Origin of the sequence: Mesorhizobium sp. M0621 (assembly GCF_040320745.1) — a bacterium.
Classification (GTDB): domain Bacteria; phylum Pseudomonadota; class Alphaproteobacteria; order Rhizobiales; family Rhizobiaceae; genus Mesorhizobium.
Genome location: NZ_JAMYQF010000058.1, coordinates 1 through 14367, shown reverse-complemented (window position 1 = coordinate 14367; position 14367 = coordinate 1). Strand labels below are relative to the sequence as shown.

At 64.0% G+C, this 14367-nt stretch carries 13 protein-coding genes; 10 read left to right on the top strand and 3 right to left on the bottom strand.

The features are described 5' to 3' along the window. Nucleotides 1-90 precede the first annotated feature (90 nt). Both NKI38_RS28045 and NKI38_RS28040 read left to right on the top strand, forming a co-directional pair. Nucleotides 91-483 carry a hypothetical protein gene (locus NKI38_RS28045; RefSeq protein WP_352663418.1) on the top strand — a complete coding sequence of 131 codons (393 nt, stop codon included), beginning with the start codon at nt 91-93 and terminating at the stop codon, nt 481-483. Nucleotides 484-608: 125 nt separating this feature from the next. After that, nucleotides 609-1241 (top strand): DUF1419 domain-containing protein, encoded by a 633-nt coding sequence (locus NKI38_RS28040; protein ID WP_352663447.1) that lies wholly within the window; start codon nt 609-611, stop codon nt 1239-1241. A gap of 427 nt (nt 1242-1668) precedes the next feature. On the opposite strand, the gene NKI38_RS28035 is transcribed toward NKI38_RS28040, so the two are convergent. Beyond that, entirely contained in the window at nt 1669-2859 is a 1191-nt protein-coding gene (locus NKI38_RS28035; RefSeq protein ID WP_352663416.1) for a DUF1173 domain-containing protein, read from the bottom strand. 186 nt (nt 2860-3045) lie between these two features. On the opposite strand from NKI38_RS28035, the gene NKI38_RS28030 reads away from it, so the two are divergent. From NKI38_RS28030 to NKI38_RS27995, 8 genes are all read left to right on the top strand, one after another. Next, nucleotides 3046-7560: a strawberry notch-like NTP hydrolase domain-containing protein gene (locus NKI38_RS28030; RefSeq protein WP_352663414.1), complete on the top strand. Its 4515-nt coding sequence runs from the start codon at nt 3046-3048 to the stop codon at nt 7558-7560. 12 nt (nt 7561-7572) lie between these two features. Next, a complete protein-coding gene (locus tag NKI38_RS28025; protein ID WP_352663412.1) occupies nt 7573-8625 on the top strand; it encodes a DUF7146 domain-containing protein in 1053 nt (350 codons plus the stop codon). 248 nt (nt 8626-8873) lie between these two features. Then, on the top strand, nt 8874-9815 hold the full coding sequence (locus tag NKI38_RS28020) for a DUF2493 domain-containing protein (protein WP_352663410.1): 942 nt from the start codon (nt 8874-8876) through the stop codon (nt 9813-9815). 63 nt (nt 9816-9878) lie between these two features. Beyond that, entirely contained in the window at nt 9879-10139 is a 261-nt protein-coding gene (locus tag NKI38_RS28015; protein ID WP_352443212.1) for a type II toxin-antitoxin system prevent-host-death family antitoxin, read from the top strand. Continuing rightward, nucleotides 10129-10548 (top strand): hypothetical protein, encoded by a 420-nt coding sequence (locus NKI38_RS28010; protein ID WP_352442715.1) that lies wholly within the window; start codon nt 10129-10131, stop codon nt 10546-10548. Before NKI38_RS28015 ends, NKI38_RS28010 begins: the two co-directional genes overlap by 11 nt. A 289-nt stretch (nt 10549-10837) precedes the next feature. After that, the gene (locus NKI38_RS28005; protein WP_352442678.1) at nt 10838-11371 is read left to right on the top strand and encodes a hypothetical protein; all 534 of its coding nucleotides are present in this window, start codon (nt 10838-10840) and stop codon (nt 11369-11371) included. A 703-nt stretch (nt 11372-12074) separates the two neighbouring features. Further along, a complete protein-coding gene (locus tag NKI38_RS28000) occupies nt 12075-12398 on the top strand; it encodes a DUF736 domain-containing protein (RefSeq protein ID WP_006205585.1) in 324 nt (107 codons plus the stop codon). Between the two features lie 57 nt (nt 12399-12455). Continuing rightward, nucleotides 12456-12797, top strand: coding sequence for a hypothetical protein (locus tag NKI38_RS27995; RefSeq protein WP_352663408.1), 342 nt, complete (start codon nt 12456-12458; stop codon nt 12795-12797). Nucleotides 12798-12915: 118 nt separating this feature from the next. Here NKI38_RS27995 and NKI38_RS27990 read toward each other — a convergent pair whose 3' ends face one another. Together NKI38_RS27990 and NKI38_RS27985 are read right to left on the bottom strand one after the other, a co-directional pair. Then, complete coding sequence (locus NKI38_RS27990) at nt 12916-13323, bottom strand: hypothetical protein (RefSeq protein WP_352663406.1); 408 nt, start codon at nt 13321-13323, stop codon at nt 12916-12918. After that, the gene (locus NKI38_RS27985) at nt 13320-14000 is read right to left on the bottom strand and encodes a nucleotide-binding protein (RefSeq protein ID WP_352663404.1); all 681 of its coding nucleotides are present in this window, start codon (nt 13998-14000) and stop codon (nt 13320-13322) included. Before NKI38_RS27985 ends, NKI38_RS27990 begins: the two co-directional genes overlap by 4 nt. Between the last annotated feature and the right edge of the window lie 367 nt (nt 14001-14367).

Below are 14367 nucleotides of genomic sequence, written 5' to 3'. Positions count from 1 at the left end.
CACTCCCGCCGGGCCCAATCCAGTTCCAATTCACTCTCGAGCCCAGGATCACCATCGCGACCCGGGCGCTTGCGTTTTATGGAGATCGACATGTTCGACTGGAACAGAAGCTGCTTCTACGACGAGCAGCAGAAGAGACGTTTCCACACCACGGCCCGTTCACGCCTGAAGAAACTTGCCGCTGAATTAAACCTGCCATCGGGCAGCTATGACCTGCGCTCAAACAAGGCGGGCATAGCCGTTTGCGGTGAAATTACCCTGCACCACGACGACGCCTACATCCAGCTCGGCCAGTTCGGTTTGTCCTCAGGTCACGGCATCCTGATCCGCACCTGCAAGGGCCGTAAAGACTACATCGGCGGGGCCAACCACTTCGTTGCGCTCGGCATGCTCGACGACATCCCGGCGCTCGCCGCCGCCGTCCGTGCCATCACTGGGCTTGGTCGAGACGCTTCGCGTTCCTCCGAACGACGCGCCGCCTGAACCCTAGCAACCCCCATCATCGCCGGTGCACGCCGGCCGCGGCCGGTCGACAGCGACAACACCACAAGCAGTTGCGACGACGCGATTCATGCTGCGCGTGGCCGACCTGCGTTCAGGAGAACCCCATGACCGCACATCCACCCTTCAGGAAGGTGCTCGACGGCGTCGCCACCCGCGAGCAGATGTTCCAACTGTTCAGCCGTCACAAAGACGCTCCCGGCATCGATCCGCTTTCCGGCACTCCCTATTCAGCCGAGTGGTTCGAGATCAACGCGTCAGAATATCACTTCATGCTTGATTTGCTGCCGCCGCTCTTCATGCGCACCGGCATGTTCGGCATGTCGGAGTTCAAGGCCGGCAACGTGACCAGCGTATTCTTCGCGATCCGGATCCGGGGCCGCGAACGCTGGTTTCATGGCTTTTGCGACCTCACGGATCGACAGTCCCCGGACAAGATGCGCGCCGCCATCATCGCCCACGAGACCGGCGCGAGCGACAGCATGACCCGCGAGGAAAAGCTCGAGGCGATCTGGAACGCGACGCATCCCGACTTCAAGGGGATCGCCGGCGAGATCAATCCCCACGCCTGGCCCGCGGGGCATCGTGGCAAACGCGTCGTTCTCGTCAACAACGGTGGCCACGGCACGATCCTGAAACTGCTCGAAGAGCTGTCGGACGACGAGATCGACAGCCGCATGCCGGCAATTCGCGCACGCCGCGCCAGGAGGGGAGGGGACAACGATGAGGACCCTTCGTAAGCAGCCGACACGGGCGGACAAGCCCAGCGATGAAGCGTATTCGGCCTATACCGCCGGCTTGGGCGTCCCAGATCGTTGCCGATACCGGCGCACTGCTACCCACCGGAGCCATCGACCGCAGTGCCGCCCCGGACGGACGCCGATGCGAAAGCCAACTCTCCAGGGTTTCGCTCGCCGATGCAACGCGGGGTTCGGACAGGTCGAATGGCATGCCGAGTTCAACGCTGAGAACGACCAGGCGCCCACTGTGCTTACGCCGCGGACCTTCGCAAACCCGCAGCATGCTCACCGAAAAAGACGATCGCTGGTCACCCCTCACCATACCGTCATGGTCCAAGACAGCGGGGATCCTTGTCCAACGCATTGTCTGAATCGATGGCCGCCGATCGATTCACCACATTGATGGAAACCTAGATGTCGTCCCAGCCTATGGAAGGGCCGGCATCTCCCCGTCACCGACCCGCCAGGTCCACGCACCCATCTCCGGTCGGTTCGCGATCATGTCCTGCAACGAAGCCTCGTATGTTTCGTCCGAACCGGCGGGGACGACAAAGAGCGCGATCGGCTCATCCCTGTTCTGGAGCAAAGCGTTGGCGATCGGCTGGTCGGTTTGCAGGTCGTAGCGCAATCCCTTCACGCTCTTCTCGTGAAGGCGCGCAAGCGCATCGACGAGCCGCTTTTCCGGCACCGTCTCGTAAGGAATCCAGTTCTCTGATACCACCATCAACGCGACCTCCTCGACAATGGCGAGGCCGGCCGGGTTCAGTCCGAAGGTCGCGATCGCTATCAGATGTGAGCTGGAATCTGATCCCCACAGCGACAATTCTTTCTCGAACCGTGCCTGCAAGCGGCGGTGCAATGCATGGTCGATGATGAAGGGAAAGCCGGGCAAATGTCTGATGACAAGTTTTTGGCCGGAGCGGGCAGGAACAATCTCTTTCACCTCGCCGACCAGAACCAGTAGCTTTCGTGGGCCGGATTTCGGCGGTAGAGCGGCAGCAAGGGCAGCGTTACGACGATGTTCGATCGCTTGCCTGTTCTCGGCGCGAAACGGCTCGGGTACGAATAGGAGATCCGCGAGCAATCCGCCCCTCACCGTCATTTGCCCGGCAGCCTCGAGCAGATGCCAGCGGACATTCCACCAATGTCGCTTGCCGGCCCATCGGGATGTCCAGACCGTCAATTCGGCCTCGTGCCAGAGATAATGAAGGAGGCCACGCAGCGACATCCTCCTGGGATCGGCGGTTACGCTGGCGGAACTTTGCCCCGCAGGCACGGACGCTGCCCGGCTCCCTGTCTTCGACAGGCTGAAGTCCAATTTGAGGGCCGCCATGCCGCTTTGCGGATCGAGCTGTATTGCGCTGCCCATCAAGGCGCCCAGGCCGGACAGTTCGTAAGGCGATTCATGTGAATCGCAGGACGGATCATGCCCGCCGCCGCTCAGCGGCATGCGCTTGATCAGATGAAGGTCGCCGATGCGAGCGATGTACATCGGGCAGCCCGGCTCGCGGCACAGGCATAGCGGACGCTCGGTGCGGGCATAGGCGCTCGCCAGCGCAGCCTGCAGGTCAGGCGCTCCCTCCTCGTAGACCTCACCGCCAATTCTGAATCGTCGCATCACCTCCGCAGCTCCAGGTCGCCGCCGCATCCCTGTCCGCGCATTCAAGCCATGGGTTTGCGCTGAGTGCAACCCCTTTGGTGCATCGGCGCCAGAGGCAGAGGGGAGCCGGGAGGAGTGCGGCCCGGCTGGCGCGGAGAGAGTGCCGGCGCGGGCGCCACTCCCCCTCTCGCGAAGGACATCTCCATGAACATCGTTTCGACCACCTCGACCGTTGCCCGGACGGCCGCTCCCCTCGCCGCGCCGGCACAGATCTATCAGGCGGGAATGCGGCTTCTGCCTTTCCTCGAACAGGGCGAGCCTGTCACCACCGCCGCACTGCGCGTTGCCATGACCGACAGCTTCGGCGGCAGCGATGCGCAAGGGTTCTGGGTCTGGAAGGACGCCTATGAGGCGCTCGAAGTCGCCCAGGTGCTGTTTCTGCGCCGGTTCGGCCCGGCGATCCTGTCCCGGTCGACCACGCCGCAGGCAACACTGGCGATGATGAAGCGCATCGCTGACCTTCTTCCCACCCATACGCGACGGTCCGACGAGAGCCAGGCCATGCAGCAGCTCTCCACGCCCTTGCCGCTGGCCTTCGTCACGGCGCACGCCGCGGCGATCGCAACTTGCGACCTCGTTCTCGAACCCTCGGCCGGCACGGGCCTGCTGGCCGTCCATGCGGAGATGGCGCGCGCATCGATCGCCCTCAACGAGCTTGCCGCCACGCGGGCCGATCTGCTCGGCCTGCTGTTTCCAAGGGTCCCCGTCTCGCGGCACGACGCCGCCCATATCGACGATCATCTCGATGCTGCGATCAAGCCGTCCGTCGTCTTGATGAATCCGCCCTTCAGCGTCGGCGCCTATGTCGATGGCCACGTCACTGACGCGGCATGGCGGCATCTCTCCTCCGCATTCGCACGCCTGCGTCCGGGTGGACGCCTGGTCGCCATCACGGGCACCGGGCTGTCTCCGGAAAATCCCAAATGGCGGCTCGCCTTCGAACGGTTGCAGCAGCAGGGCACCGTCACCTTCACCGCGGCGATCGACGGCCGTGTCTACGCCCGCCATGGCACTACCACTGAGACCCGCCTGACAATTATCGACAAGGTACCGGCCGCCGACCCGACCGGCTTCGTCCGGTCGCCCGGCAAGGCCACGGATGTCGAAACGCTGCTCGCCTGGATCACGGATCTGCCGCCCCGGACACCGGACGGCTTTCCGAACTCGATCGGTGCGTTGTCCAACGGCATCGTGCGCAATGCCGCCATGCACATGGGTGCCAGACCGGGAGCGAGAGTCGCACCCCTCGGTGTCTCAACTGCTGCTCCGAAGACCATACGATCGGTCCGTCCGACTGCGCGGGCGAAGCCCGCTCGCCGGGTCATGGCAAGCAGCGCGCCTGCCGTCCCGCTCGCCTATGAGCTGCGCGACTGGATGCCGCAGCAGAGCGGCCGGCTCACCGACACGATCTACGAACCGTACGCGCTCCAGTCGATCGACATTCCCCGCGCCAAACCGCATCCGACACCGCTCGTGCAGTCGGCCGCAATGGCCGCCGTCGCGCCGCCAAAACCTTCCTATCGACCGCTTCTTCCTGATGCGATCATCGACGAGGGCCTGCTGTCGGACGCCCAGCTAGAAAGCGTCGTCTATGCGGGTGAAGCCCATTGCGGCCATCTCACCGGCGCCTGGACGGTTGACGAGACCTGCGATGTCGTCTCGGCCGCGCCAGAAGGCGCTGCGAACGCTGTCCGCTTCCGCCGTGGCTGGTTTTTGGGCGACGGGACCGGCTGCGGCAAGGGACGGCAAGTCGCCGGCATCATCCTTGACAACTGGCTGCGGGGCCGCCGCCGTGCGATCTGGATTTCCAAGTCCGACAAATTGCTGGAAGACGCCCAGCGCGATTGGGCAGCACTTGGCCAGGAAAAACTTCTTGTCCAGCCGCTCTCACGTTATCGGCAGGGCACACCGATCCGCCTTGCCGAGGGCATCCTGTTCACGACCTACGCGACGCTCCGCTCGCAGGAACGGGAGGGCAAGAAATCCCGGATCGCCCAGATCCTCGATTGGATCGGACAAGACACGGGAAGGGCCGAAAGCCCGACGGGGATTAAAGAAAGCCAGACGGGGGCCGGAGAAAACCTGTCGGGGGCCAAAAAATCTTTCGATGGCGTGATCGTCTTCGACGAGGCCCACGCCATGGCCAACGCCGCTGGCTGCAAAAGCGAGCGAGGCGACGTCGCGCCCTCGCAACAAGGCAAGGCGGGCCTACGGCTCCAGCATGCACTGCCTGACGCCCGGATCGTCTACGTTTCCGCGACGGGTGCGACCGCCGTCGAGAACCTGGCCTATGCGCAGCGTCTCGGCATCTGGGGCAGCGAAGATTTTCCATTCGCCAACCGTGCCGAGTTCGTCGCGGCCATCGAGGACGGCGGTGTCGCGGCGATGGAAGTGCTCGCCCGCGATCTCAAATCGCTCGGCCTCTATACGGCGCGTTCGCTTTCCTATGACGGGGTCGAATACGACCTCCTCGAGCATGAGCTAAGCGACGAACAAATCCGCATCTACAACGCCTATGCCGACGCGTTCCAGGTCATCCACAACAACCTGACCGCCGCACTCGAGGCGACCAATATCACCAGCGACGTCGGAACGCTGAACCGCAACGCCAAGTCGGCGGCGCGCTCAGCCTTCGAGAGCACCAAGCAACGCTTCTTCAGCCATCTCATCACCTCGATGATGACACCGACGTTGATCGGCGCGATCGAGCGGGACCGGGTGGAGGGTCATTCGGCGGTCGTGCAGATCGTCTCGACCGGCGAGGCGCTGATGGAACGGCGCCTTGCCGAGATCCCGACCGAGGAATGGTCGGACCTGCATGTCGACGTCACGCCGCGCGAGTACGTCGGCGGGTACCTGATGCATGCCTTCCCCACCCAACTGTTCGAGGAATACTCGGACGCCGAAGGGAACCTCTATTCGCGGCCCGTTCACGACGAAGATGGCAACCCGGTCCAGTGCCGCGAGGCGGTTCGGCGGCGCGACGAGATGGTCGAGCGGCTTGCGTCGTTGCCGCCGGTCGGAAGTGCCCTTGACCAGATCATCCACCATTTCGGCACCGACACCGTCGCCGAGGTGACCGGCCGCACCCGGCGTATCGTCAAGAAGACAGGCCGCGACGGCATCGACCGGCTGGCCGTCGAAAACCGCCCTGGCTCGGCCAATCTCGCCGAGACCCAGAGTTTCATGGATGACGACAAGCGCGTTCTGATCTTCTCCGACGCCGGCGGCACAGGCCGCTCCTACCACGCCGATCTCGGGGTCAGAAACCAGAGGCTGCGCAAGCACTATCTGCTCGAGGCCGGCTGGCGCGCCGACAACGCCATCCAGGGTCTCGGACGGACCCACCGCACAAATCAGAAGCAACCGCCGCTGTTCCGGCCCATGGCCGCCAATGTGAAGGCCGGCAAACGCTTCCTGTCGACGATCGCCAGGCGGCTCGACACACTGGGTGCGATCACGCGCGGCCAGCGCCAGACCGGCGGGGCAGGGCTATTCCGTGCCGAGGACAATCTCGAAAGCCCCTATGCACGGGCCGCACTTCGCCAATTCTACATGCTGCTGCATCAGGGCAGGATCGAAGGTTGTTCGCTCACGACCTTCGAGACCGTCACCGGGCTGTCGCTGACGACCGACGAGGGCGGGCTGCGCGACGAACTGCCGCCGATCACGACCTGGCTCAATCGCCTGCTGGCGCTGCGCATCGAAACCCAGAATCTGCTGTTCGAGGTGTTCGAGCAGCTGATGGCGGCTAAGATCGAAGGCGCCATCGCCGCCGGCAACTACGACAGGGGGCTGGAGACGATCACGGCGGAGAGCATCGTCGTCACCGATCGCCGCACCGTCTACGCGCACCCGGTCTCGGGTGCGCAGTCGCATGTGCTGACCGTCGCGCGCAAGGACCGGATTCTGCCGCTCGGCCTGGTCGACGCACTGGCCATCGTACGAGCGGAGCCCCAATCGGTTCTGCTCGTCAACTCGCGCTCCAGCCGTACAGCCATACAGCTTCCGACGGCGAGCCTGATGCTCGACGATGGCGCGATAGAGCATCGCGTGCGCCTGCTGCGGCCGACGGACGAGCTGCGCTTCGGCCTCGACGCCCTTGCCGAAACCCACTGGCAGCCGACCGACCGAAACCTGTTCTGCGATCTGTGGCAGGCAGAAGTCGCTGCCGTCCCGGAGTTCACCACCAGCACCTTTCACATCGTGACGGGTTTGCTATTGCCGATCTGGCGTCGGCTGCCAGACCATGATTGTCAGGTCTACCGGATCCAGACCGATGCCGGCGAACGCATCATCGGCCGTCACATCGCGCCGACGCTTGTCGCGACCATGTTCCGCAATCTGGGGCTCGGCGTTGTACCCAAGCTCGCGCCGGAAGATGCCTGGACCGGGCTTGTCGACGGACGGATCGGACTGCAACTCGCCGATGGCCTGATCCTGCGCCGCAGTCGCGTCATGAACGACTATCGTGTCGAATTGATCGGCTTCACAGACGCTTTTGTTCCCCGGCTGAAGGCGCTGGGGCTGATCTCCGAGATCATCTCCTGGAAGCTCCGGCTGTTCATCCCGACAAGCGACGAAGGCTCCGCCATTCTCGCCGCGCTCCTCGACCGCCATACGCTGGTTGGCGTCACCGACCGTACCGAGGCGGCTTGAGGGGAGGCGATCATGACCGGCTCGGCCTCCGAGCTGGCACGCCGCCTTGGCGATCATGCCGAGGCGGTGTGCCGCGAATATCTCCCAAATGGCCATCGCTCCGGCAACTACTGGATGGTGGGTGATGTCCGCAACACGCGCGGCCGCTCCATGCATGTTCGCCTCAAGACCAGCACTAAGGGCCCTGCGGGTAAGTGGGTCGATGAGGCGACCTCCGAATTTGGCGATCTGCTCGATGTCATCCGCGAAAGCTGCGGCCTCGTCGACTTCCGCGAAGTCGCGGATGAAGCACGTCGCTTCCTCTCCATGCCGCTGCCACTGCCCCAGCCCCCTGGCGCGCAGCGCCAACCTGCTGCGGCACGCGGCTCTCCCGACGCCGCGCGTCGCCTGTTCGCCATGTCCCATCCGATCGCCGGCACGTTGGCCGAACGCTACCTTGCCGGTCGCGGCATTTTGCTTTCGACGCATGAGCGCGCGCTGCGCTTCCATCCTGGCTGCTACTACAGGGATCTCGTCACGGGCGAGACGCGGACCCTGCCTGCGCTGATCGCCGCTGTCACCAGCCTCGACGGGCGTATCACCGGCCTGCAGCGCACTTACCTGTCCTCTGGGCTGGACCCGAGTGGCAAGGTCGGCAAGGCGCCGGTCGCCGATCCACGCCGCTCGCTTGGTCACCTGCTGGGCAACCGCATCTGGCTAGGCCAACAGTCCGGTGCGCCCGTAATGGCCGCCGGCGAGGGCTTCGAGACGATGGCGTCGCTCCGGACGGTGATGCCGGCGCTGCCGTTGGCTGCCGCCACCTCAGCCAATCACCTCGCCGGCCTGATCTTCCCGCCTGGCTGCCGTCGCCTCTACATCGCAGCCGATGCCGACGCCGCCGGCCGGCACGGCATAGAGCGTCTCAGCCAGCGCGCCGGCGAGGCAGGGATTCTCGCCCTGGTGCTGCGGCCGCAGCTCGGCGATTTCAATGACGATCTGCGCCATCTCGGCCCGGCCCATCTCGCGGTATGGCTCAGCGATCAGCTCGTCCCGGAGGATGCCCGTCTCTTCCTGCCGCCCGAATGATCGGGCGGGGCCGGCAGGCGGGCAGGGTCGGCGTCACCGGAAGCCTTGCGGGCATGGCGACGGTCCGCCGGAGAGGCCGCGCCCGCGGCCTGCCTCAGAGGCGACCCCTGCCACGCCCCGGTCACGGCCGCAACGGCTTCGCCGTCCTGCGCTCGCGCTCCGGCCTTCGGTGCGGCCGCGCACGGCGCGCGGCCGGGATGCGCTGTCAGGCCGCGATAGGCGCGGCCACAACCGACGGAGACACCGCCATGACCTACGACCTTCCTCTCGACGACGCCTACGAGCCCTCCCACGCCTCCTCGCCGACCGACCGCGTCATCCTCGAACTGCAGATGTACGGCCATCGCCCGCATCAGGACGAACCGGATCCTCGGCCGCTTCCCGACGACGAGGTGATCCGGGCCGGCCTCGCCGGGATCGTAGAAACCTTCGCCGGCATGCTCGGGGACACCAGGCTCGAACCCGATCTCGACGACCTACTCTGGTCGTTCGCAAACGTCTTCCACCGTGCCGCCGAGCGTGTCGCCCGCAGTCTCGACCGCAACGAGGAGGCGCAGCGCTCGAGTCAGCAGGAGCAGGACGGCTCGGAGGTGAAGTCGGTCGAGCTGGAGCGGCTGACCGCCGAGGGCATCAGCTATATCGAGCGACGCAACGTGCTCGAAATCATGCGCGACGAGGCCGCCGACCTCTACGAGGCACAAACCGGATCGGCATGGCGACCGCGCACCGGCTCCAAGGTCAGCCACCATGCGATGACCGCGTCGGTGATCGACAGCCGCGACTTTCTCGCCGCCCGCCGACACGCCGAAACCGAGGTGCTCGTTCCAGCCGGCACCAAGATTGCCTTCGCCGGTGGCCTCGACTGCAACGATCACGACCGGATCTGGGATGCGCTCGACAAGGCTCGCGAGAAGCATCCCGACATGGTGCTCCTGCACGGAGGCAGCCCGCGCGGCGCCGAACGCATCGCCGCCTGCTGGGCCGAGAACCGCAAGGTCACCCAGATCGCCTTCAAGCCGGACTGGACCCGGCACGCCAAGGCAGCCCCGTTCCGCCGCAACGACCAGCTTCTCTCCGTGGTGCCCTACGGCCTGATCGTCTTTCCCGGCTCCGGCATTACCGACAACCTTGCCGACAAGGCCCGTCGGCTCGGCATCCCCGTCGGGCGGTTCGCGGAGGGCGGCGCGTGAGCGCCGTTTTCTTGCAAATCTGGCGAATCCAGATAATATGGAGATCGATCAAGGAGTCTAGCCATGCGCCAGTTCACGACGGGGGATCTCAACAAGCAGGTTGGCGACGTCACCGACGTTGCCAGCCGCGAACCCGTTATTCTTACCAAGCACCGGAAACCCCGGTTCGTGCTGATGAGTTACGAGCACTACGAACGGATGCGCATCGGCGGCGATCCCCGCCGCGCATACCATGTCGCCGAGATGCCGGAGGAACACACGGAACTCTTCGCCGCCGAGATCGACCGATTGGCGCGCGGGGAAGGATACGATGATGAGCGGTAGATTTCTGCCCGGTCAGGTGATCTCCTATCCTTATCTTTGGGCATGGCAATACGAGCGCGGCGAAACGGAAGGCCGCAAGAGCCGGCCGACCTGCGTGGTCATCGCTGTCCGCGGCGCAAGAGATGGCCTGACCCATCTCGCGCTCCTGGCTATAACCACCCAGCCACCGACCAGCGATCGGGTCGGTTTGGAAGTCTCCGCTATCGAGTGCCGCCGCGCCGGTCTGACCGATCTCAAACGCTGCTGGATAGTGGTTGACGAATACAACTACGATATTGCCGAACGCTCCTGGTACATCGAAGCCGACGGTAAGCCCCTCGGTCGTTTCAGCAAGGCATTCATGATGAAGATCGCAGGCGCCTTTATCGAAGCGCGCAGCGAGGGCCGCCGCGTCAGCCGTCTGGATTGACGTTCTCTTTTCGCGGCCATGCGCTCGATCCAGGACGGGAGCCTCTGGCTGGCCGACAAGACCACTAGCTCCAGCGCGAAGCGCCACTAGCCAGATGCGCGTAGCGCCTCCGGCAGCTGCAGGATCCGGGCGCGCCGGCCTGCGGCCGGCCGGGCTCTCGTCGCGGCGTCCCGCCGCTTCCCGAGCCGGCTTTGCCGTCTCGGCCTTCGGGTGACGATCCCTCGCGCAGGGCCAGGGGAGAGGGCGGCCGGCGCGGGGCGGGGGACGCGGGAGAGAAGGGAAAGTCACCATGTCGATGATATTCATAGGTGGATCACGCGAGATATTCGAGCTGCCGGAACCTGCCATCGCTCGCATCGGCGCAATCGTTGCTGCCGAGCACGGCGTGCTGGTTGGCGACGCGTCGGGAGCGGATGCCGAGGCGCAGGGCCTGCTCGCGGGCTACAAGTACGAGCATGTCGGGGTCTTCCATGCCGGCAAGGAACCCCGCAACAATCTGGGCGACTGGGCCGCCTACCATGTCCCGTCACCTGGAGGCACTCATGGATCTTGGTACGACGCCGCCAAGGACCGGGAGATGGCGCGGCGCGCCGACTTTGGCATGATGGTCTGGGACGGCGCATCACCCGGTACGGCCGTCAACGTGCTTCGGCTCGCCATCGCAAACAAGCCGTGCGTCATTTACGATCTGGCCAGGGGCCGGATGGCAACGACGTACAATGTGGAGGACTGGTGCGCCATGCTCCGCCATGCCGGTTCGGACATTCGCCGCCAAGCCGAAGCCCGCATGATGCCGGAGGAGCGTCTAACGTTGCCAGGATGATGGCTGCCGACAGCCCGGCGGGTTCAATCCGATATGTTGATCCGGCTCCGCGCCGCCTAATCCACTGTATGTGCGGACGGAGCCGGCCCCTTTCGAAACCGGTCCACGCGCAGAGCCGCGGGGCGTTGTGCGGATGATCATCTTGACGCTTCTCGCCTCTGAAGCGGGTGCAAGCGTGCCGAACAACATCCTGGCTTGCCGGGTCATCCAACCTGACTGCGCGGTATCGTCCCCGAGGGGCGTGAAGGCCGCTGCCAGCCGGCTCCGATCTCGAAACCACTCTGCCGCGAGACCGAACATGCAAGGCGGCCACGCGCCGGGCTGCTGTTCGATGTGTTGGCGATGCCGACGACATGACCCGAGAGGCTGCAGCATGTTCCTGCGATCCGGCAGCGTTGCGTCGGCGGTCTAGCGATGGCGGCCTGAGTTCTTTTCCTTCGGTCGCATCCGGGGCCATTCCCGTTTCATGTCGCCTTTGTAGACGACCGCCTGCTTTGTGCGGTCAACCCCCGTTGGGGGTACACTCGGCGAATATTCAGGAAAATTCGATTTCTGTTTCTTGTCTGCGGGCAGGCGAAGGGCCTGCCCGCAATTTTTCGGCAAATAGAATTTTCCAGAATTTTCGCCGAGATGACCGCAGCAGGACGGCCCTCTCCTTTGGCGCCATCGGGAATGGTCCCGATGCAACCGAAGGAGAACTACCATGGCCACCACGATCGCAAACCTCACCACCAAGGCCGACGGTTCGATGGAAGGCGTCTTTGCCACGCTCCGGGTCAACGCCCCGATCACGCTCATCCCGAACACCAACAAGTCGCGCGAGGACGCCCCCGACTACCGGATCGTCAACAAGCGCACGGGCTTCGAGATCGGAGCCGGCTGGCACCGCATCTCCCAGCGTTCGGGCGAGGAGTACCTCTCGGTCAAGCTGGAAGCCCCCGAGATCGGCGTCATCTTCGGCAATCTCGCTCCCGCCCCGGGTGGCGAGGAAAACAAGAAGGTCATCCTCTGGAACAACCCCCAGTGAGGCATCGGCGGCCGGCCCCTTCCGGGGCCGGCTCCCCACCGGCAAAAGGAGGTTGCAATGAGCCGCTACACCATCACTGTCACTGGCACCGTCACCGGACAGGGCCGCTCGGATCCAGACGCTGTCATCGGCTACGATCCACCACTTCGGACCTACTTCCTGCAAGCGTTCCCGCACGAAGAAACCGACGAGCCCGGTCTTTGGCTCGGCACCCGCGATCGGGCGTTCAAAACGCTTGAGGATCTTCGCCGCGCAGCCATCTCACACGGCTACGACTTCATGCCGCTGTCGCCCAAACTGGCCGCAAAGCTGGTCGACGATAAAGCGGCAGCCAGCGGGCGTCCGGTGCGAGACGCAATCCTCGGCGAGGTGCTGAGACACCTCAACCAACCCAAGTAGGCAACACGTCTCAGGGCCCGCGACGGAGTGTTCCGTCGCGGGCCCTTTTTTTGCACGTTGCAAAAGAGTCACAAACATCAACCGCCATGGCATGCGAGAGCGACTCCAAAACCGCCGATTATTCCTTCGGCAGTTTGTGGTTATGTATGCGGATATAATCCTGGACAGCCTTTCGCAGCAGTTCGGTCATGCTGTGCCCGTTGCTGATCGCCAGCAACTTGAACTGCCGCTGCTCCACGGCCGTCAAATAGTACCCGCAGCGGATCATCTCTTCCTCGCGAATCTTCTTTCCGGCGATGGGGTCCTTTTTCTGACCCTGCCGCATCAGCTTGCGGAAATCGGGCCCAACTGCCGGGGACGGCTTTGTCGGTTGCTGCGTCTGGGGCGCAGCTTGCTCCTTGGCCCCAGACATCTCGGCCTTCGGCGGGATGAACATACTGGGCAGCGCCGGCGGCTGCGTGGAGATCGCCTTCATCATGCGGGCTTTCTTGTCGTCACCGGGTTTCGGTGCGGTCTCTTCACTCATGCCGCGTTCCTTGTGGCTTCGATGAAGGTTTGCAGAAGGTCGTCGAAAACCCCTTCGCTCTCGGCAATCGCCTTCGCGTCAGGCACCTCGGGGCTGTAAAGGGTCTGCCCGGTCTGAAGGTCGCGGTAGGCAACGCGATTGTGCAGGACGTGTTCCGCAATCGGTGTCCCGTTGGCCTGGATGATGGCGCGCAGTTCTGTCAGGGCTCGCGCCCTGCCATCGATGATGGTCTGCTTGGTCAGCACGAATATCGCAGGCAGCGGTCTACCCCGGCTCTCGACCGCCAGCGGGATGTAGTGGTCGGTGATCTGGATGGCGGCGGTCACATCGTCGAGGGCAAAATAGACCGGCACGACGACAATGTCGGCCGCGAAGAGCCCGGCCATGAGGTTGCCATTTGTGGTGCCTTCCGTATCGATCAAGACGACCGAGCGTTCTCCGTTGTGAGTGGTTGCCGCGCGAAGGATCTCCTGCGGCGTCATCGCGCTCACCATCGTAAGTTTGTCAGGACGATTGCCAGCTTCGCCGAGCATCTGGAACCAGCGGTTCATGTTCTGCCGCCGGTCGCCATCGATGAGAGTGACCGAATAACCCCGATGCAGTGCGACGGATGCGAGGGCACGCAGCATCGTCGATTTGCCAGTGCCGCCCTTTGGGATGGCAGCGGAGATGATCATGGGGGCCTCCTTCCGGCGTTGTCTCCTTGTTTCCATGTTAACATGGAAACAAGCCATCATGGACACATGAAACAAAATCACGGTCGAAACATGGTGACATACTCAACGGGGAAGACTGGGTTGGCAACCCAGGCGCGCATAGATAAGGGCTCGCTAAAGGTGCAGTTTTTGCGCAGCTGCTATCTTCAGGAAAGAAGGGGTCCGGTGGCCCATCGACTACGCTTTCCGACTAGGCATCAACGCATCATGGACACATCGCATCAAACCACGATGGGAACGTTTCGCCCGCGCTGGGCTGGTGAGAAGACGCGCGACCTGAAATGTTTTTCATTCCCTTGTTTAGGGAACGTTTCGCCCGCGCTGGGCT